This is a genomic window from Streptomyces umbrinus, assembly GCF_030817415.1.
GTDB classification, from domain to species: Bacteria; Actinomycetota; Actinomycetes; order Streptomycetales; family Streptomycetaceae; genus Streptomyces; species Streptomyces umbrinus_A.
On the sequence record NZ_JAUSZI010000002.1, the window covers coordinates 7,344,342 to 7,362,063 of the forward strand.

Annotated in this window: 15 protein-coding genes; 8 read left to right on the plus strand and 7 right to left on the minus strand. The window is 66.7% G+C overall.

Going from position 1 to position 17,722, the window contains the following annotated elements; translation table 11 throughout:
• Positions 1-37 precede the first annotated feature (37 nt).
• Complete coding sequence (locus QF035_RS32515) at positions 38-340, minus strand: hypothetical protein (RefSeq protein ID WP_307523973.1); 303 nt, start codon at positions 338-340, stop codon at positions 38-40.
• A 74-nt stretch (positions 341-414) separates the two neighbouring features.
• Entirely contained in the window at positions 415-1,209 is a 795-nt protein-coding gene (locus tag QF035_RS32520; protein WP_307523974.1) for a rhamnogalacturonan acetylesterase, read from the minus strand.
• 151 nt (positions 1,210-1,360) lie between these two features.
• Here QF035_RS32520 and QF035_RS32525 point away from each other — a divergent pair, with 151 nt between their 5' ends.
• Entirely contained in the window at positions 1,361-2,236 is an 876-nt protein-coding gene (locus QF035_RS32525; protein WP_307523975.1) for an alpha/beta fold hydrolase, read from the plus strand.
• A 27-nt stretch (positions 2,237-2,263) separates the two neighbouring features.
• Here the strand turns inward: QF035_RS32525 and QF035_RS32530 are convergent, their stop codons facing one another.
• Positions 2,264-2,980: a hypothetical protein gene (locus QF035_RS32530; protein WP_307523976.1), complete on the minus strand. Its 717-nt coding sequence runs from the start codon at positions 2,978-2,980 to the stop codon at positions 2,264-2,266.
• 235 nt (positions 2,981-3,215) lie between these two features.
• Positions 3,216-4,010: a sigma factor gene (locus QF035_RS32535; protein WP_307523977.1), complete on the minus strand. Its 795-nt coding sequence runs from the start codon at positions 4,008-4,010 to the stop codon at positions 3,216-3,218.
• 152 nt (positions 4,011-4,162) lie between these two features.
• On the opposite strand from QF035_RS32535, the gene QF035_RS32540 reads away from it, so the two are divergent.
• Entirely contained in the window at positions 4,163-4,834 is a 672-nt protein-coding gene (locus QF035_RS32540) for a maleylpyruvate isomerase family mycothiol-dependent enzyme (protein WP_307523978.1), read from the plus strand.
• 135 nt (positions 4,835-4,969) lie between these two features.
• Positions 4,970-5,245, plus strand: a complete 276-nt coding sequence (locus QF035_RS32545; RefSeq protein ID WP_307523979.1) for a DUF1876 domain-containing protein — start codon at positions 4,970-4,972, stop codon at positions 5,243-5,245.
• Positions 5,246-5,663: 418 nt separating this feature from the next.
• Here QF035_RS32545 and QF035_RS32550 read toward each other — a convergent pair whose 3' ends face one another.
• The 3 genes from QF035_RS32550 to QF035_RS32560 are packed head-to-tail and all read right to left on the minus strand — an operon-like array spanning position 5,664 to position 6,446.
• Positions 5,664-5,942: a DUF6087 family protein gene (locus QF035_RS32550; protein WP_307523980.1), complete on the minus strand. Its 279-nt coding sequence runs from the start codon at positions 5,940-5,942 to the stop codon at positions 5,664-5,666.
• Positions 5,943-5,954: 12 nt separating this feature from the next.
• Positions 5,955-6,125: a hypothetical protein gene (locus QF035_RS32555; RefSeq protein ID WP_307523981.1), complete on the minus strand. Its 171-nt coding sequence runs from the start codon at positions 6,123-6,125 to the stop codon at positions 5,955-5,957.
• A gap of 9 nt (positions 6,126-6,134) precedes the next feature.
• A complete protein-coding gene (locus tag QF035_RS32560) occupies positions 6,135-6,446 on the minus strand; it encodes a DUF397 domain-containing protein (protein WP_307523982.1) in 312 nt (103 codons plus the stop codon).
• Positions 6,447-6,724: 278 nt separating this feature from the next.
• Between QF035_RS32560 and QF035_RS32565 the strand changes: the two genes are divergently transcribed.
• From QF035_RS32565 to QF035_RS32585, 5 genes are all read left to right on the plus strand, one after another.
• Positions 6,725-8,824 carry a hypothetical protein gene (locus QF035_RS32565; protein ID WP_307523983.1) on the plus strand — a complete coding sequence of 700 codons (2,100 nt, stop codon included), beginning with the start codon at positions 6,725-6,727 and terminating at the stop codon, positions 8,822-8,824.
• On the plus strand, positions 8,824-9,771 hold the full coding sequence (locus QF035_RS32570) for a hypothetical protein (RefSeq protein WP_307523984.1): 948 nt from the start codon (positions 8,824-8,826) through the stop codon (positions 9,769-9,771). The genes QF035_RS32565 and QF035_RS32570 overlap by 1 nt, the downstream gene beginning before the upstream one ends.
• On the plus strand, positions 9,764-15,352 hold the full coding sequence (locus QF035_RS32575; RefSeq protein ID WP_307523985.1) for a DEAD/DEAH box helicase: 5,589 nt from the start codon (positions 9,764-9,766) through the stop codon (positions 15,350-15,352). Before QF035_RS32570 ends, QF035_RS32575 begins: the two co-directional genes overlap by 8 nt.
• 136 nt (positions 15,353-15,488) lie before the next feature.
• Positions 15,489-16,931: a PIN-like domain-containing protein gene (locus tag QF035_RS32580; protein ID WP_307523986.1), complete on the plus strand. Its 1,443-nt coding sequence runs from the start codon at positions 15,489-15,491 to the stop codon at positions 16,929-16,931.
• Between the two features lie 124 nt (positions 16,932-17,055).
• Positions 17,056-17,649: a hypothetical protein gene (locus tag QF035_RS32585; RefSeq protein ID WP_307523987.1), complete on the plus strand. Its 594-nt coding sequence runs from the start codon at positions 17,056-17,058 to the stop codon at positions 17,647-17,649.
• Positions 17,650-17,722 lie beyond the last annotated feature (73 nt).

Below are 17,722 nucleotides of genomic sequence, written 5' to 3' on the forward strand. Positions count from 1 at the left end.
GAAGGAACAAGAAGAAGGAACAAGAAGAAGGACGTCCTCAGCCGCGCCGGTCGGCCACCGCCCAGGACGCCAGCGCCACGGCCCCGGCCACACCGAACACCGCGGGCCAGGCACCCACCTTCTTGGCGAGCGGATGCGATCCGGCGAACCCGGCGACGTACGCGACGGTCAGCGCACTCGCCACCCGCCCGCCGGCCTGCTGCCGCCACTGCTGCGCAGCAGTGGCCCCGGCGGCGGCGAGTACGACCCCGCCGAGCTGCCGCTTCCCGGTCCAGCGGGCGACCCCGTACCCGCCGATGAGCCCACTCGCGGCCACCGCCGCGGCCGGTACCTTCGCCATCACTGCCTCCTGGTGCTGCGTCCGTACGGGATTCCATACGGGATTCCGTACGGTCGATCGAGGCTAACCCGCCCCTACCGGACCCCCGGCACCACCTCTCCCGAGATCGGCAGCCCCAGCCCCGCCACGGCCCGGGAGACCAGCCGGGCCATCTCGACCGCGCCCCGCTCCTGGAAGTGGGTGTTGTCCTGGACCCCGTTCGGGAAGTTCGGGTACTGCCCCGCGGCCAGCCACAGGAAGATCGCCTTGGACCCCTCGATCCCGACCCCGTCGAGGTAGACGCGGCTGGCAGCCGAGAGATCGACCAGCGGGGCGCCCTCCTCCCGCGCTACCGCCTTCGCGGCATCCACGTACGCCGGGAAGGAGACGTTGAACTTCCCCGTCGACGCGTTGTAGGAGCGCCGCGACACCGGCGTCACGACGACCGGGGTCGCGCCCCGGGCCCGCGTCGCCCGGATGTAGTCGTTGCGCAGGTACTCCTTGTAGTCGGCGGGCGAGGTGTACCGCTCCGGATTGCTCACGGTCGCGTCGTTGTGCCCGAACTGCACGAACAGGTAGTCACCGGCCCTGATCACCTGATGGATCGCGGCCAGCCGCCCCTGCTCGATGAAGGACCGCGAACTCCGCCCGCCGATCGCATGGTTGGCGACGGTGATGTTCGAGGTCAGGAACGAGGACAGCTTCTGCCCCCAGCCGGCCTGGGGGTAGTAACGGGAGTTGTACGTCTGGGCGGTGGAGTCACTGGCGATGTACACGGTGCCGGTCGCCGCCGCGGCGGCAACGGCGGTCCCGGGCAGCCCCAGCACCCCGAGCGCCCCACCCCCGACCGCACCCGCGGCACCGACAAGAAACCGTCTACGACTGCTCACACTGACATTGCGGCTCATCCGACCATCCCTGCGCAGGAGTTGAGGAACTGTCAGAGGGAGGTGGCAGCCGGGAGTGGAAAGGTTGCCGGGGTGCCGTGCAGCACCGTCAGCCTGAGAAACTCCAGCCCAACGACAAGGAGCGACAATCCAGTTGGACACCCACACAGGCAACGCCACCACCCCTGACGGCACTCGCCTCGCCTACCGGGACCACCACGCCCCCGAGCCCGGCGCGGAGCCCGCCCCCGGCTCCCAACGCCCCCCGCTGGTACTCCTGCACGGCCTGGCGGGTCACATGGGGGAGTGGGACGACTTGCTCCCGCTCCTCCTGGCGGGCGGCCACCGCGTGATCACGTACGACGCCAGAGGCCATGGCGCGAGCACGCGTTGCCCGCCGGACATGACGCGGGCGTCGGCGGTACGAGACGTGACCACCCTGATCGAGGAACTGTCCCTCCCCACCCCGGTGACCCTCCTCGGCCAGTCCCTGGGCGGCCACACGGCGTTCCTCACCGCGGCGGCCCACCCGCACCTGGTCGACTCCCTGATCCTGATCGAGGCGGGCCCGGCCGGCCCGAGCCCGGACCTCCCCACCGAGATCGCCGCCTGGCTGGACAGCTGGCCCACGCCGTTCACGTCCTTCTCCTCCGCCGCCGCCTTCCTCGGCCACGAGGCCTGGGCGAGGGGCCTGGAGGAACGGGAGGACGGCCACCACCCCCGTTGGGACCGCGACACGATGCTCGCCGCCGTCGCCGAACTGTCCACCCGCGCGTACTGGCCCGAGTGGGACCGAGTCGCCTGCCCCACCCTCGTCGTACGTGGAGCGAAGGGCACGATGCGGGAGGCGGAGATGACGCGGATGGAGAGGAGGGCACAGATACGGACCGGCCACCCGCCCCAGGACCGAACCCAGTCCCAGTCCCGGACCGAGGTCATCGAGGACGCGGGCCACGACGTACACCTGGACCAGCCGCGCCGCCTGCACGCGGCGGTACGGACGTTCCTCGCGGCGAGGAACACCACATGAACGGGCCCCTGTCCCCACGGGCCGGGCCTACTGCCGCGCGTCCGCCAGCCAAGTCCGCCAGACGTGGCGGCTGTTGGGCACCTCGGGCCGATCCAGAATCCACAGTACGTACCCGGCGTGCAACTGGGCCCAGGGGTTCTCCGAACGCCGGGCGCCCTCCAGCCGTACGCGCAGCGGGTCGCCGTCGACGACCCGGGCGATGCGCACGTACTCACGGTCCTTGCAGCGGTAGGCACGCCGTACGACGATCTCCACCAGGTCGATCAGCTTGGTCCGGGCGACCGGGTCCTGCCCGACGGCGTCGGTGGCGAGATCCCGGATGAGCCCTTCCTTCGTCCCCCACGCCTTGGCATGCCGGGTCCACTCCTCCGGATACCGGGCCTCCCATTCGAGGAAGAGCAGCGCGTAGGGCAGCCCGGGCCATTCGGAGAGATCCTCACCGGGCCCTCTGTCCCACATGCCGCTGGGCAGCGAATGGCTCCGGGCCCACAGGTACTCCTCGTTGGCCGATCGCAGGGCCGGATCCTCGTACGGATACATCACCCCCTGCCCCTGCAGCGTCCGCAACGTCTCGTTGAACCGATGCTGAGCCTCCTCGGTCCTCCTCCGCGCGGAGGCCAAGTGGTCGAGCGCCGCGGCCCGTTCGGCCGGGTCGTTCGCGATCAGTCCGTACGCCCATGCCAGCCGCTTGTCCCACGCCCGGGCGTCGTCCATGTCCGCCCCGTGCCCTTTCCCATGCCCCATGGGACAGATCATCCCTGAGCGTGCCGCGCCCCGCTCCTCCGGGCACCGGTACCGGGAGGGGCGGGGCGCGAACAGGGGCTTCGGATCAGCCGGCGCAGAGCGTCACATCGACGGTGTCGCCGTTGGCGACGGTCTTCGGGCTGTGGGGGTCGACCTGGATGACCGTGCCCGGCTTGCCGTACTTGCCGCAGTCCACCTTGCTGACCTTGCCCAGCTTGGTCTGGGTCTTCGCGATCTACCCCTTGGCGTCGTCCAGGCCGGCGCCGCGGTGATGGCGGCCGCGGGAGCGGACTCCGGCGAGTCCGAACCGCCGGTGATGGAGGCGAGGGCGGTACCGCCGCCGGCCACGATGAGGGCGGCCGAGATACCGGCAATGGCCGTGGCCCGCTTCCGACGGGACCTGCGCGTGATGCTGGGAGCGTCGAAGGTGGGCGCGTCGGCGGAGTTCGCGAAGTTGTTCATGGCGTTCACCAGTTCCTCTTCGAAGGGTGTGGGGTGTCCGCAGCCGAAGGGCCGCGAATCGTTCGAGGTCATCGGGTTCCCTCCTCGGGCTGCCGTGATGAAGGGCCGGAGAGCGCGGGAAACTGGCTTCTGAGCTTTTCCATGCCGTGAGCGAGCAGCACCACGACGTCCGCATCCGCATCGGCAGACTCTGCAGAGCGCGGACCAACTGGTCCCTGCTGTCCATACGCCCGTACTCGTCGCCCGGAGCCGCCATGTCGCCGGTGTCCTGGTGCGGAACCGTGCGACGGAACCTCCGCCAACGGTCGTTGGCCAGGTTCACCATGATCCGCCGGACGTACGCGTCCGGGGCATCCTTGGCGACGATCGTCCGCCACTTGCGGCAGACCCGCTCCAGGGTCTCCTGGACCAGGTCCTCCGCCGTCTCGCGGTTCCCGGTCAGAACGAGGGCGCCGCGGAACAACGGAGCCGACCGGGCGGCGACGAACTGCTGAAAGTCCATCTCCGCCGTCTCGGCCTCGGCCTCACCACGACCGGCACTCAGCTTCCACTCGGTTGCCAGATCCACACGCTCCTCCCTTCCTGTCACCCCCTCGACGCCGAAGCCGTGTTTTCTGCTGCACGACGATGATGAGACCTGGATCACAGGCCGCCCGAAAGGCCGGAGACCACGCCTACGCCCACACCCACACGCACGCCCCGTGACAGGAGACGCCCCGCATGACTGATCCGGAACCGAGAGCAGCCCGCAGCAGCCGAGGGACAACCGGAGCCTGGCCCCTGATCCGCGCCGAGCGAACGGCACTGGCGACCGATCTCGCGGCCCTGACCGACGAACAGTGGAGAACGCCCTCGCTGTGCACCGAGCTGACGGTGCGCGAGGTGCTGGCCCACCTCACCGCGGGAGCGAGCCTCAACTCCGTACGCTGGCTGGCGGGTGTGATCCGCTGCCGGTTCGACTTCGACAAACAGGTGGCCATGAGGCTGGCCGAACAACTGGGCGCCACCCCGGCGGAGACACTGGAGAGATTCCGACGAGTGGTCCCAAGCACAACCAAGCCCCCTCTCCCGGCCCTGGCCATGCTGGGCGAGACGATCGTGCATGGAGAGGACATCCGACGCCCGCTGGGCATCGTCCGCGACCACCCGATCGAGACGGTCACGCGGGTGGCCGAGTACTACCGGGGCTCGGACCTGGTGGTCCTGGCCAAGGGACGCATCGACGGCCTGAGACTCACCGCGACGGACGGCCCCTTCACGACCGGCACAGGACCGCTGGTCTCCGGTACGACCCTGGCCCTGGTGATGGCGATGACGGGACGTGCGGCGTACTGCGACGACCTGGAGGGCGACGGAGTGGAGCCACTCCGGGACCGCTGCGGGACAGCGTGACACGAGGGAGCCAGGGAGCTTCAGTCACGAGTACGCCGTGCAATCGCGGCTGAGCAGGCGCACTCTGGAGGAAGGTGGAAGCAGCGGAAGACAGCTGGAGGGCAGCTGGAAACAGCGGCTCCGGAGGTGATCGTGATGACGATGAAGACCGCTGTCGGATGGCACATAGAGCTGGAATTCCACGAGGACGACAACCGCACCCGCGCAGCCGCCCTCGTACGCCTCCCCGACGGAAGCGAGGTACGGGCCCACGGCTACGCGAGCCGCCACCCCTCCGACTCCAACCAGCCGAGGGTGGGCGAGGAAGTGGCCGGCGCCAGGGCCCTCAACGAACTGGCGATGAAACTCCTGACCAAGGCCCACGACGAAATAGACGAGGCCTCGGGCCGCACGTCATACCCGCTGACCTGACCTGACCTGACCTGACCGGCAGGACAACGGGCAGGCCGCCTCCCCCGCTCGCTCACTCCCGATGGACGCGGGGCGGGGTGTTGATATACGTATGCCCGGTCGGAGCGGTCCAGACGGCGGCCCCGGTACGGGCATCTCTGCCGACGCTCCACCCCGGATGATGCGTCACCCCCTTCCGGCCCCAAGGCCATGCCAACTCACCTGGCCCACCAGGCGAGTTGATTCCCTCAATACCCCTCACCGAGCGCAACGGGGCCATGTCGGATGCGTAACCGAAGGGTGAAAGAAGGCACGCGAGGCAGGAAACTCCGGAGGCGCGCACGCAGGTACCGAACTCCCCACCTCCATCCGAAGGCCGCTAAGCCACCCGGCGTGCAGGCGAGACGCAACCGCGCCCGAAGTCCGCTATCAGAGCCGCCTACGCTGTGTCCTCCGCGAGTTCGCCCACCCATGCCTGCGCGGCCGGGAGGTCGGGCGCGGTGCCGACAGGGACGTAGCTGAAACCGTCCCACTCCTCCAGGGCTCGCGCTTCGTCGGACCGCAGGTGACTACCGCCGCCGTGCAGCGGTCGGTGGCGCCGGTAGACGTCCATGGGCGCACGCCGCCACTTCTCGAACGCGGCGAGCGGGTCATCGGCGTCGATGTGAGGCTCGGCGCGCGACGGCTGGTTCGGGCCGGGTCGGCTGTGCTTGCCCATGCCTCGATGCTCTCAGGCCGCGATCGTGGTCGGACGAGAGACGGCGAGGTCCTTCGCCCTCGTACGTACCTCGTCCACTGCAGTGGTCCGGTACGGCCGTGCCGTATCCAACAGAGTGTCCAGGCGGGAGGCGACGAGCGTGGAGTCGACGCGTACCGCCTGGTCAAGGGCACCCTGAGCCACCTCGGCACATCATTCTGCGTCCTCCTCCTCGAACAGTGCGGCGGCCAGCCCGATGCAGTCCAGAGCAGCTATGAACCTGGCCCATGCCTCGGCCGATATCGCGACGTGAGGTCCCTTTGGCCGATTGGAATCCTGTATCAGCGCACCGGCCGGTACGAAGGCGGCATCTACGCACTCGGTGCCGCTGCCGCCGCTGTACGACCACTTGAACCAGGCGAGGTCAGACAGGATTTGGGGGCGACGTACATTCGTAGCTCCTTGCGGATGTGGTGGACCGGGGAAGAGGAAGGCTCCATGTCTACCGCTTGTGCGCGGAAGCATTCGAAGGCAAGGCCGTCGAATTGCGAATCCGGCTCGTACACCTGTCGCGGAGCCGCTACGCTATGTGATGGCATATTCAAATACCTGCTTCGCCGGTGGCAGTCGGAGCCGCGTGTTGGGGCTGTATACGCCCCGAATACGTTTCTCCCGTTGTCCTGCTTCGTGGACAGGCATGGCTATGCGGTCGCCTCTGGCGGCTACGGGGTGGGAGGGCGCCTGCCGAGCGTGGGCTCCCCGCCGCAGGTGGGCTGCGGTGACGGACGAGGGCTGGAAGTGCGATGAAAGCTGCGTACAGGCAGTGGCATGAGGCTCTCTCCACAGAATTCTTCGGTGCGGAACACGCGTTGCGGAGCGCGGTCCTGTATGTCGACGACGAGATCGAACGGCAGCTCGCAGAGGGGCAGGGCATCGGAACGAGCCTGGCCCAGGCCGTTGCCGACGAACTCACCTGGAGCGACCTGGACAGACCCCTTTTCAGCGGTGTCCAGAGCGAGGTCGTGCAGTGGGAGAACGACGGGAGTAAGGGACCACCGCCGAGCCTTCCGGTGCTCTCCCTGTCAGTGCTTGCTGCCACTCGCATGGCGTCCTCCGACGGGATGCTGAGGAGCAACTTCTACGGGCGCTGGATCCATCTGTTCGGCGAGCAGCCATCCGGCTACCGTGCGAACAAGCTGCAGAAGGCTTTCCTGGACGTCGCCGCCATGTGGGAGCAGCTCGATGCCTGGCTAGACGAGGCGGGTGGCCTCTACGGCACAAGTACGGTGAGCACGGACGACCACTACTGGAAGATCGGCTACCCCATCTCCCAGGCGCTGATCCGCGGTTCGGACCGGCAGATCCTCACCCGCTTCTTCGCCACCACCCGCCTGCGCCCGCGCAATCGAAACGGGGTCTCCGGTCGGGAGCTCCTGAGGCGGCTGTGCGTCTGGACGGCAGGGCGCGACCGGCATCTGTCCCCCCGACTCATGGAAGAACTCGCCAACGCGGTCGGCACCGGCGAAACGCTCATCACCAGTCTTCTCAAACGACTTGCTGATGACTGGGACGGGACTCTCCACGAGCCGGAGCGTGAGCACCGGCGCCGGGCCCTCGGGCTCCGGCTCATGGTTGCGGACCGGGGGAGCCGCCTCGAATGGCTCGCCGAGACCGTGGAAGCGCTCCCCGAAACGGAGGTTGGTATACCCGGTGGGCGTGCTTTCAGACTCCGCGAGGAGTACGGCGGCGTCTACGACGGTCTGGAGTCGCTGCACCCCTCGCCGCAGCAACTGGCCCACGGCGTACGCCTTGAGGGCGACGCCCTTGTCCTGGAGTGGGCACCGCAGGAGGTCATACTGCTGCGGATGCATCCCCATCTCGGCGAGTGGGTGAGCACCGAGTACTTCGAACCGGGCGAGCAGCACTGGATCCTGGCCGCCGATTCCGTCGTCGGCGATGTGCGGGCCATGGTCAGTGCCCTCGGCGGCCGCACCGTCCGCCAAGCACCTGCGCCTGTACCGGGTTGGAAGCTGTTCAAGGGCGTGCGGGCTGTCAACGGGAGTGCCTTTGCCCGCACATTGGACCGAGGCGGAGCACATGCCCACGTCCTCGAGCCCCAGATCCGGCAGTACGCCGAGCTGTCCGGTGGGCTCCGCATCGCTTCCGAGTACCGGGCAGGCGCCGGTGTCGCAGGCCACTTCCTCCGCGGCGGCGCCCCGGACTTGCTGCTGCCTGCGAGCGAGGCCGCGGACGGACGAGTCAAGGTCGTGCTCGACGGCTGCACCGAGAAGTTGCGCGCCGACCCACGGGTCCCGTTCCCGCTCTGCGTAGTTCCCCTCGAAGAAGGTGCACACCAGGTAGGTACCGCTGAGAGCAGTCAGGTCTTCACCCTGCATGATGGACTGCACGAAGCGCTGCCGCCGGGTACTGGGATGCTCGGGTACTCCTGCGATGGCACCGCTCAGCGTGAGCTGACTGACGTCGAAGATCCTGAGGCGGCCATCCGCGGTGCATACACGCCTGAGAGCATCCGGCTCCCGCGTACCGAGCTAGTGCGGCGCACCGTCCTGGAAGCCGTGCTGATCGACCCTCACGGCGGTGTACGCAAAGTCAAGCAGCAGACCGTCCCAGCCTGGATGGAGTCGCGCCTGCCAGAAGATGCTCTCGGCCCATGCGTTGAGGTCGAGGTGCCGACGGGCTACGTCTGGCTGGTCTACCGGACAGCAGCCCGGTGGTCGGTGCGGCCCTTGGCCGGAGCAGCGGATATACCCGAGCCCGCACCGTCCTCCGGCGACTTCGCGTGGGCATACGCCGTACTTAGCGCCGCCGAGCGCTCGCAGGACCCGGCCTGGCTCGACTACGTAGCGGCAGCCGATGGGATCGCCGGAAGACAGGGGGCCTGATGACTGACCCTGGAGACCTGCTGCTGCGCTGGGTGAGCGAGCAGGGCGCGGGCACGTTGTTCGATCTCAAGCAGGGCATGTGGTGGCTGGCAGCCAGACATTGTCCGGACATCGAGCCCGGTGCCCCGGGCCGCTGGCTGCGCGACGCCGTAGCCCTCGCACACATGGACATCGACTGGCACAACAGGCGCTGGTGCGCGGCCCCACCCGTCCTGACGCGGCTGCCGCAAGCCCGGGGTCTGGCGGTGCTGACCGGAAGCAGGACAGCCGCGTTTGACGCGCGCCTCACACAAGCAGTGCAGGACGGGTTGGTGGAGCTTTTCCGGGTGCCCAGCACGCGCCCGCCGCGGGATATCCCCCTGCCCGTGTCGCTGATCGTCCAGTTCGACGACGAGGTAGGGCTCGCGGGATGGGCAGCCGAACTCGGAGTCTCGTATACGCCATGTTTCGCCCTTCAAGGAGCTGCTCTGCTTCCGCCTCTTGGACTTGAAGTACGCACTTCTAAACCGGAGTTCGGGAAGCCGCTTGAGCAGTACGACTTGGACCGTCGCGAGTACCAGCTCGTGCGCAGCCCTCAGGGCAACGGCCTGTACCGGCTCAAACGGCGCGACTCGAAGCGCGTGTGCCAGGTCCTGCGCGACGGCGAGTGGTACGAAACCAGCCATGAGCTGGGCGTCTACTTGGTTGTCGAGTCCCTGAGCCCGGACGCCGATGTGCTCCGCTGGCTACCTGAGAAGGACTGCGGGCGGGAGAGGTTCGGCACCCTGTACGTCGACTGGGGTTACCCGCTGCCGGACCTGCACAGGCGGGTGGCCGTCATGTGCTCCGGCCTCGCGCCCCGCATCAACGCGCATGCAGAGAACTTGGCGTACGACAACGTGCCCAAGACCGTTGCTATGAAGATTGCAGACTCGCTCGGACAGCACCTCGGGGAGAACGATGAGTGACACCGTCGCGGAACAGTCCGGCAGCAGCGGCCGGGACGTCGACATCTTGGGCTCGTTCGAGCACCTGAAAGAGGCGCTTTTCCGCTACTACAACACGCCGTTCGGCCTCGCTGACGAGCACCTGGAACGCGAGCGGCAGGACCTCTTCGATGTGGACGGCGGGGCGTGGCGGCGACCGCTCCTGGAGGTCCGCCCGCGGTACGTCACGATGGACGTGGGCATCGCGGAGTCCGTTCGCGAGGCAGGCGCTCACTCTGACCTTGCGGAACTGGTGCAGCTCGGCCTGCTGCAGGGTGTTCCGTCGCTTTACGAGCACCAGCACCGGGCCCTTGTTGCCGCGGTACGAGACGGACGTGACGTCGTGGTCACTGCCGGTACAGGCTCCGGCAAGACGGAGTCGTTCATGCTGCCGATCCTGGCCGACCTGGTCCGCGAGTCCGCAGCATGGCCGGTGGGCACGCTGCCGTTGAACCGCTGGTGGGCCTCTCCCGACGGTGAGTATCAGCCGCAGCGGGCAGGCGAGGGCGGGCGACACGCGGCCGTACGTGCTCTGGTCCTCTACCCCATGAACGCGCTCGTCGACGACCAGATGATGCGCCTGCGCAAGGCCCTCGACAGCGACGAGGTGCGGACTTGGCTTGAGCAGTCGCGGCCAGGCCACCGCTTCTACTTCGGCCGCTACACCGGAGCGACGCCCGTCCCTGGGGACCTCGGCTCGCCCGTCGGTGTGAAGACGCTGCGCAGGGAGTTCGCTGCAACTGAGGAGCGCTCGCGCCAGGCGCAGAAGGCCGAAGGAGACGGCCGGTTCTTCATCCCGAAGCTCGATGGTGGGGAGATGCGCTCCCGGTGGGACATGATCCAGGCTCCACCGGACATCATGATCACGAACTACAGCATGCTCAACGTCATGCTGATGCGGTCGCGCGAGTCAGGCATCTTCGAGATGACGCGCCGCTGGCTGGAGGAAGTCCCGGATGCACGCTTCACGTTGGTCGTCGACGAGCTCCATATGTACCGCGGCACCGCGGGCACTGAGATCGCCTACCTCCTGCGCAACCTGCGGCACCGATTGGGCCTCGACGACAAGCCGGAGAAGTTCCGGATCGTCGCGGCCTCCGCCTCTCTTGAGGCGCCTCGAGACCTGGACTTCCTGCAGGAGTTCTTCGGGGCTGACCGCGATCGGTTCGAAGTCCTCGGCGGCCAGCTCGTATTGCCGCCCCACACGCGGACCGACATCTCTGAGCACATTGAGGCGTACGCAGGCCTGGGTGCAGACCCCGATTCCGCCGAGGCTGAAAGGTTTCTGGCCGATACCGGAGCGTCCGATGCATTCGTCAACGCACTGCGCAAGGGCGACCGGCTGATCGCGGACTTCGACACTGAAGTCGCCGCCAAGCTCTTTCCTTCCGCCGACTCCACCAGGCAGGGACAAGCGCTGCAGGGGGTCCTCGCCGTCCTGCGCCGCTCCGAGAACCCGAAGACCCCCAAGCTCCGGGGACACCTCTTTTTCCGCAACATCCCCGGAGTCTGGGCCTGTTCAGACCCTGCATGCCCCGACGCCCAACGCCGCGAAGGCGCCGGGAGGACCGTCGGCAAGCTGTACTCCCGGCCCACGCCACGATGCAGTTGTGATGCACGCGTACTTGAGCTTCTTTACTGCCAGAACTGCGGTGACGCCTTCCTCGGCGGATACGCACCGGGATCGGCCTTTCAGAATTCCAAAGACCGCCCCTTCAAAGCCGGCCTGCTGGCGGACCTGCCAGAGCTCGACTCGCTCCCGGATGCTGCTCTTGGGCCGAGTGCGGCCAACTACATTGTCTACTGGCCGCGCAAGGATGACCCGGCCACGGACGAGCTGGCCTGGAACTCCTCATCTGACAAGGGAACACTGAGCGGGAGCTTCGAGTTCAAACGCAGCACGTACAACCCGCGTACCGGCATGCTCCGGAACCAGCGGGACCACACGGGCTGGTCCTTCCACGTCAGCGTCCCCAAGCCCAAGAATGGCAGAGCTCGGCTCAAGGCCGAGAACCTCCCCGCGGCGCCGACCCGGTGCCCTTCATGTGGCGATGACTGGGAGGTCCGGCAGGTCGGGAGCGAACACCTTAGTCTGAGCGACCCCCGGCGTATGCGCACACCGGTCCGCTCTATGCGAACTGGTTTCGAGAAGGTCAACCAGGTGCTGACCACCGGTATCCTTTCCAACCTCCCAAACCGGCAGGCCGTGGTCTTCTCTGACAGTCGGCAGGATGCGGCCAAGCTGTCGGCAGGCCTCGGACTGCGCCACTACCAGGACCTGTTGCGCCTGCTGCTTGCTGAGGAGGTCGCGGGCCAGGGCGACCCGGCAGCTGACCTCGCCGCCGTCGCAGGCTTCTACCGCAAGTCGCCCGAAAAGCCGGTGGACAGGGCGACGGCCAAGGCCGCGCGCGACCGGCTCCGCGCCCGAGACCGGGATACGTACGACGCGTGGGAGAAACTCCAGAAACCCGAGGCCTCCGAAAGCATCGATGACCTCAGCGACGACCATCCCGACCCCGCTGAGGAGCAGGCGCTCTATGGCCTTCTGAGCCGCGTACCGTGCCTCGACAGCCACACTGCTGCTGTCGCTGAACGCCTCGTGCATCTCGGCGTTAACCCCGGTGGCCCGAAGGCATCCCTCCAGCAGACGGCCTATCAGAAGGGCTCTCTGCCGCAGCCCTGGACCTCTCTGTACCGCTGGCCCGAGGGCGGGGACGGCCGAGTGCAGGATGAATCAGGCCTCGTACTGAGCGAGCGGCAGGAGCAACTGCGCCAGGACATGCGCGAAGACCTCAGCAGCGAGCTTCTCAACGGACTCTTCGGCAGTGCTGGGCGCGACTTCGAATCCCTCGGATTGGGGTGGCTCACTCTGGCTTCCGACCAGTGGCTGCTCGAGGCAGAGCGGGCGTCCGATGCAGCGCTGGCCCGGGCGAGTCTGCGGGTCCTCGGCCACATGCGCCGGTTCGCCGGGCTGCGGAGCCCGGCGGACAATCCGCCAAAGAAGCTCCGGGACTTCTGGGCCAGCGCAGCAGATCACCTTGGGCAGGACAAGGACGACCTCCAGGCGACGGTGGAGCGGATCTGGGGGGCCGCAGTCGCCAAGTACGTCATCCAACCTGAGCACGTGGCACTGCGCCATGGGCGCGATGTGTCCTGGACCTGCTCCACCTGCCGCCGCCGACACCTCCACCCAGGTGTCGGCGTCTGCACGAAATGCGGACGTCCTCTCCCTGCGACGCCTGAGCCGTTCGAGAGCACCGACGCGGATTATTACGCCTGGATGGCCCGTAACCAGTTCGGGAACTTCCGGCTCAGCACTGCCGAACTCACCGGTCAGACGGACCGCCTTGATGCGCAGGCACGACAGGCCCGCTTCCAGGGCATCTTCCTGAACGGCAAGGAGAATCAGCTCCCCGACAGGCTCGACGTCCTCTCCGTCACCACCACAATGGAAGCCGGCGTCGATATCGGCCCCCTCTCGGCAGTCCTCATGGCCAACATGCCGCCGACCCGGTTCAACTACCAGCAGCGTGTCGGCCGGGCAGGACGTCGCAGCTCGCCGGTCGCGCTCGCACTCACCGTGTGCCGCGGACGAAGCCACGACGAGCACTACTTCCAGGACCCGAAGCGCATCACCAACGACGCCACTCCGCGACCGTACTTGTCCACTGACATGAAGGACATCTACCAACGCGTGTTCGCAGCGGAGGTGCTGCGCCGGGCGTTCGACGCTGTACAGACCGCCGCTGACGACGATGGCGGGCTCGACCCGACCCGCAACGTCCACGGCCAGTTCGGCCGCTGCGCAGACTGGCCCGTGGTAGCCGAGGCCGTGAGTGCGTGGATCAAGTCGCATGATGCCGAGATCCGAAGCCTTGCCGAAGCGCTCGCTGAGCGGACCCGCGGTACATGGCACCCGGCTGAGGCCACGGCATGGGTGGACGGCGAGCTCGTCAATCGCGTCACGCAGATCGCGGACCGTCCTCAGGGTCACCATGAACTCAGCCAGCGGTTGGCAGAGTCAGGCCTCCTGCCGATGTTCGGATTCCCCACATCTGCCCGGTACTTGTACACGAAGCGCCCTTTCGATTCGTATCCGTGGCCGCCGAGCGGAGTCGTCGACCGGTCGTTGGACATCGCCATCTCGCAGTTCGCGCCCGGTGCTGAGACTGTCAAGGACGGACAGGTCCATACAGCTGCGGGCGTCGTTGCGTTCGAGCCGACAGGAAGGGCCCCGCGGGCCGTGGAAGAGCCGTTCGGGCAGGCTGCACTGATCGGTATCTGCCGAGCCTGCGGTCACCTTGCGGAGAATGTGGAGACGCCGCTGACGCAGAATGACGGCGCGCCACCGCAGTCCTGTCGCGCCTGCGGAGCTGCCGACGGCTCGTACCGCGAGATCGAACTCCGCGAACCGGCAGGTTTCTACTCCGCAGGCAAGGCCCGTGACTTCGACGGCAACTTCGCTTGGCGGGCCAGGTCGCTGGCGCCTCGAACCGCCGCAGACCTCGAGCACGGCGCCCCCCTGGCGATTGCGACGCCGGGCATGGTTGTCCACGCAGGTAAAGGCCGCCGTTACGCCGTCAACGACAACGGCGGCCGACTGTTCAACTTTACGAAGGTGAGTCCAGCTGCACGCTGGTCCGGGGCGTATCTGGAGGCCGGGGCAGCGGAGTTGTTCCCTTGGCTGAAGAAAGACATCGCAGCAGACGAAGAGCTGCTGACAACGGCCATCGGCGCCACTCAGCACACCGACCTGTTCCTCCTAGGACCTCATGCCGGAGAGATCCCTGCTCTCGGACTGCGCCTCAACCTCACGTCCATTCCCCAGAGCACCGGCTTCCCGGACGACCGCTCAGGAAGGCGGGCTGCCTGGTACTCGCTCGCCGCACTGCTCCGGACGGCCGCGGGTGAACTCCTCCAAGTTCAGCCCAACGAGATCGCTTCCGGCATCCACGGCGCAGGATCCGGCAGCCGGGAAGCACGCACCTTCGCTTTCCTCTCCGACACGCTGGACAACGGCGCTGGCTACTGCACGCACCTTGCCGACCCCGAGGTGTTCAACCAGCTCATGGCCACCGCGCATAAGAAGCTGGCCAAACTCAAGGAGGGCGCGCACGGTCGTGACTGCGGAGGCTCGTGCTACGAGTGCCTCCGTGATTACACGAACATGGCCTACCACAGCCTGCTCGACTGGCGTCTAGCCGGTGACCTCCTCTCCATTCTCCGGGAGGGCAAAGACGCTGCGAGCAGCCAGCGGGCCCGGGGGGCTATGGGACTGCTGCGGAACTGGGCGGCGGACTTCCCTCTCGGGGACGCGGAGTTCGTGGACGACCTCGGAGGCACAGGACCTGCGGTCCTCTTCGAAGAGCGGGTCTGGGTCGCCGCGAAGAGCCCGTTCGAGGCTGCCGACGAGCCTCTGCAGCCAGTCCGAATCAGTGCTGTGCGCAAGGCTGCCGCATCGGACAGCCGAGGTGTTCCGGACGTGGTCTTCATAGACGACTTCCTGCTCGACAAGGCTCCGGCACGAGTTGCGGCCCTGCTTGCCGACTTCGATGGAACGTAGTGGACAGCAGCTTCGCTCAGCGTCCGTAACTGTAGGGGCAGTTGACAGCTGTGGTAGATCCGGCCGTCGGCAGTCGTGCGCGCAAGCCTCGACCGCCGGCAGCCTGTGCCAGCGTGATCACGTGAGGAAGTAGGGCATGGTCGAGCCGGAGGCGGATATGAGCGACCCGGTACTGCTGCAGCGGTTCGCAGCGTGGCTTCAGCCGCAGCCGTCGGTGGAGGATGCGGAACGCAGAGAGTTCTTCCAGGACGGGATCATCGTTCTCGACACGAACGTGCTCCTCAGCCTGTACGAGTACACAGAGACGTCCCGTGAAGAGGTCCTCTCGGCACTCGAGCAGACCGCGGGGCGGCTGTGGATGCCGTACCAGGTCGGTCTTGAGTTCGTACGCGGACGCCGCAGCACGCTCGAGTCGCGGAAGAGAGCACTCTCAGACGCTGCGTCAGAGGTCAACAAGAAGCTCATGGCCGCGCGCAAGGCAATCGTGGAAGCCAAAAATCTCGTGTGTGCCCAGCTTGAGAAGTACGCCCGCGCTCCGGAGGAGATAGCCAGTCTCGATGAACTGACCAAGGACTCGGCGGTTGACAAGCACCTGTCCGTCTACAGGGAAGAGTTCAAACGCCACCTGGACATGCTGAAGGCTGATCACGACCTGGCTTTGAATGCGGCCGATGCAGTGGATCCGATCCTGCCGCGCGTCGCGAAACTCTACGGGGAAGGCGTCGGCCAGCAGCCGAACGACGAAGTCCTCCGCACGCGCCTCGAGGAAGCCACCACCTTCCGGTTCCCGAACAAGATCCCGCCCGGGTTCGCAGACTCCGACAAGGACACACCGCTGAGGTCGGCTGGAGACTTCCTGCTCTGGGAAGAGCTGATCGAGCACGTTAGCCAGCTGCCCCAGTCCAGTCGCCGTGTGCTGTTCGTATCGAACGACACGAAAGAGGACTGGTACGAGTCTGAGTCCGGCTCGCGCAATTCACGTCCGTGGCCGAGTCTCATCGACGAGCTGAAGCGGAGGGCAGGCGCAGATCTGAGGATCGAGACCCAGCTGAACTTCTACGGCGGGATAAGGGAGTTTCTGGACGCCGAGCTCGCTGAGGACACCTACGCAGAGATTGTGCGGGTGTCTGGGACCTTCGACGGGAAGATCCAGGACGACGGGATACTCGTCAACGCGGAGTCTGCCCCCCAACTTGCTCCGCCGGAGGGGCTGGCGCTGTCCGCATTGCAGTCGGTGGAGCTTGCGTCCTCGGCCGTACGCGTTGCTCTTGAGTCGTCCTCCCCATCCCAGTGGATGTTCCAGTGGTGGCTCATCGGTGTGACGGCCCAGCTGGGGCGACGAATCCCCGAGGAATGGGAGCCCAGCATTGACATCGCAGCGGCATCGAGAAGCCTTGAGCCGCCGTCCCCGCTGTGGAAACCGGGTACAGTCCTGCCGCCGGGGGAGTGGCTCCACCGGGACTCGTCGTGGATCGCGCCGTGGTTCATGGAACTCCTGGACGCTACTCCGCAGATGGACCGCGCCGTACTGCGCAGACTCGCAGCACAGCAGGCAGAGAAGAACCGACGCTCCCGTTAGTTGACGGCGTCGGCGCTCGGTGTACGGGTCCCTGCACCTATTGATTCCGGCTGTGCCGGATTGCTGCGATAGCGTCTACTACTTGATGAGTACGTGCCAGAAATGAGAGCGAAGGGCAGGCAGCGTGGCGATAGAGAATCAGGGTGCGTTCGAGGCGTGGGGGCGTCTGAAGCCTGACACTGAGTTCGCGGTCAAGGCGCTCAGTTCAGCCTTGGAGGAGTCAGAAGCATCGCCTGATGCGATCCTGGATTCCTACCTTTTTGCGAAGCGCGCTCTGGCCCAGTCCATGCAGTCGCTACTGCGGTCGCAACTCCCTCCGACCTGCGTTGAGTTCCACGAGTTGCGGGTTCGGATCCAGGATGAAATGCACTTGAGGTTCTCTGGGCACGTACCGGAGCGGTATTTGAAAGTTCCCTACGGAACGAAGGCCAACGAGCGGCTGTTTGCCGTCCTTCACCGGGAGATCGGCTCGCCTGTCGACAATGCTCGCCTCCGCACTATCAATGGGGACGACATCCACACGGAGCGCCGCATCAGGGAGCTCAGAGAACTCGGACTGGACATCACTACGACCACGGAGGACGGTCGGCGGCACTACATCCTGGGCTCACTCGAGATCGACAGCGCCAAGATCCGAGAACTCGTCGTCAAGACGCTCGGCAAAACGAAGGCGGTCTCGAAGGAAGAGAAGAACGAGATCATTGCGCGGCTCCCGTAGCCGAACGCGCACGCCGAGGACGAAGACCCCAGCGCGAATTATGGGTGGCGTGTGGCCGGGACGCAATCGTTCC

Coding starts and splice junctions, on each gene's coding strand:
- QF035_RS32560 (WP_307523982.1), bottom strand. CDS start 6,446: ATGCTTCCGCGCACAAGCGGTAGACATGGAGCCTTCCTCTTCCCCGGT.
- QF035_RS32550 (WP_307523980.1), bottom strand. CDS start 5,942: ATGGGCAAGCACAGCCGACCCGGCCCGAACCAGCCGTCGCGCGCCGAG.
- QF035_RS32565 (WP_307523983.1), top strand. CDS start 6,725: ATGAAAGCTGCGTACAGGCAGTGGCATGAGGCTCTCTCCACAGAATTC.
- QF035_RS32540 (WP_307523978.1), top strand. CDS start 4,163: ATGACTGATCCGGAACCGAGAGCAGCCCGCAGCAGCCGAGGGACAACC.
- QF035_RS32575 (WP_307523985.1), top strand. CDS start 9,764: ATGAGTGACACCGTCGCGGAACAGTCCGGCAGCAGCGGCCGGGACGTC.
- QF035_RS32570 (WP_307523984.1), top strand. CDS start 8,824: ATGACTGACCCTGGAGACCTGCTGCTGCGCTGGGTGAGCGAGCAGGGC.
- QF035_RS32530 (WP_307523976.1), bottom strand. CDS start 2,980: ATGGGGCATGGGAAAGGGCACGGGGCGGACATGGACGACGCCCGGGCG.
- QF035_RS32515 (WP_307523973.1), bottom strand. CDS start 340: ATGGCGAAGGTACCGGCCGCGGCGGTGGCCGCGAGTGGGCTCATCGGC.
- QF035_RS32580 (WP_307523986.1), top strand. CDS start 15,489: ATGGTCGAGCCGGAGGCGGATATGAGCGACCCGGTACTGCTGCAGCGG.
- QF035_RS32545 (WP_307523979.1), top strand. CDS start 4,970: ATGACGATGAAGACCGCTGTCGGATGGCACATAGAGCTGGAATTCCAC.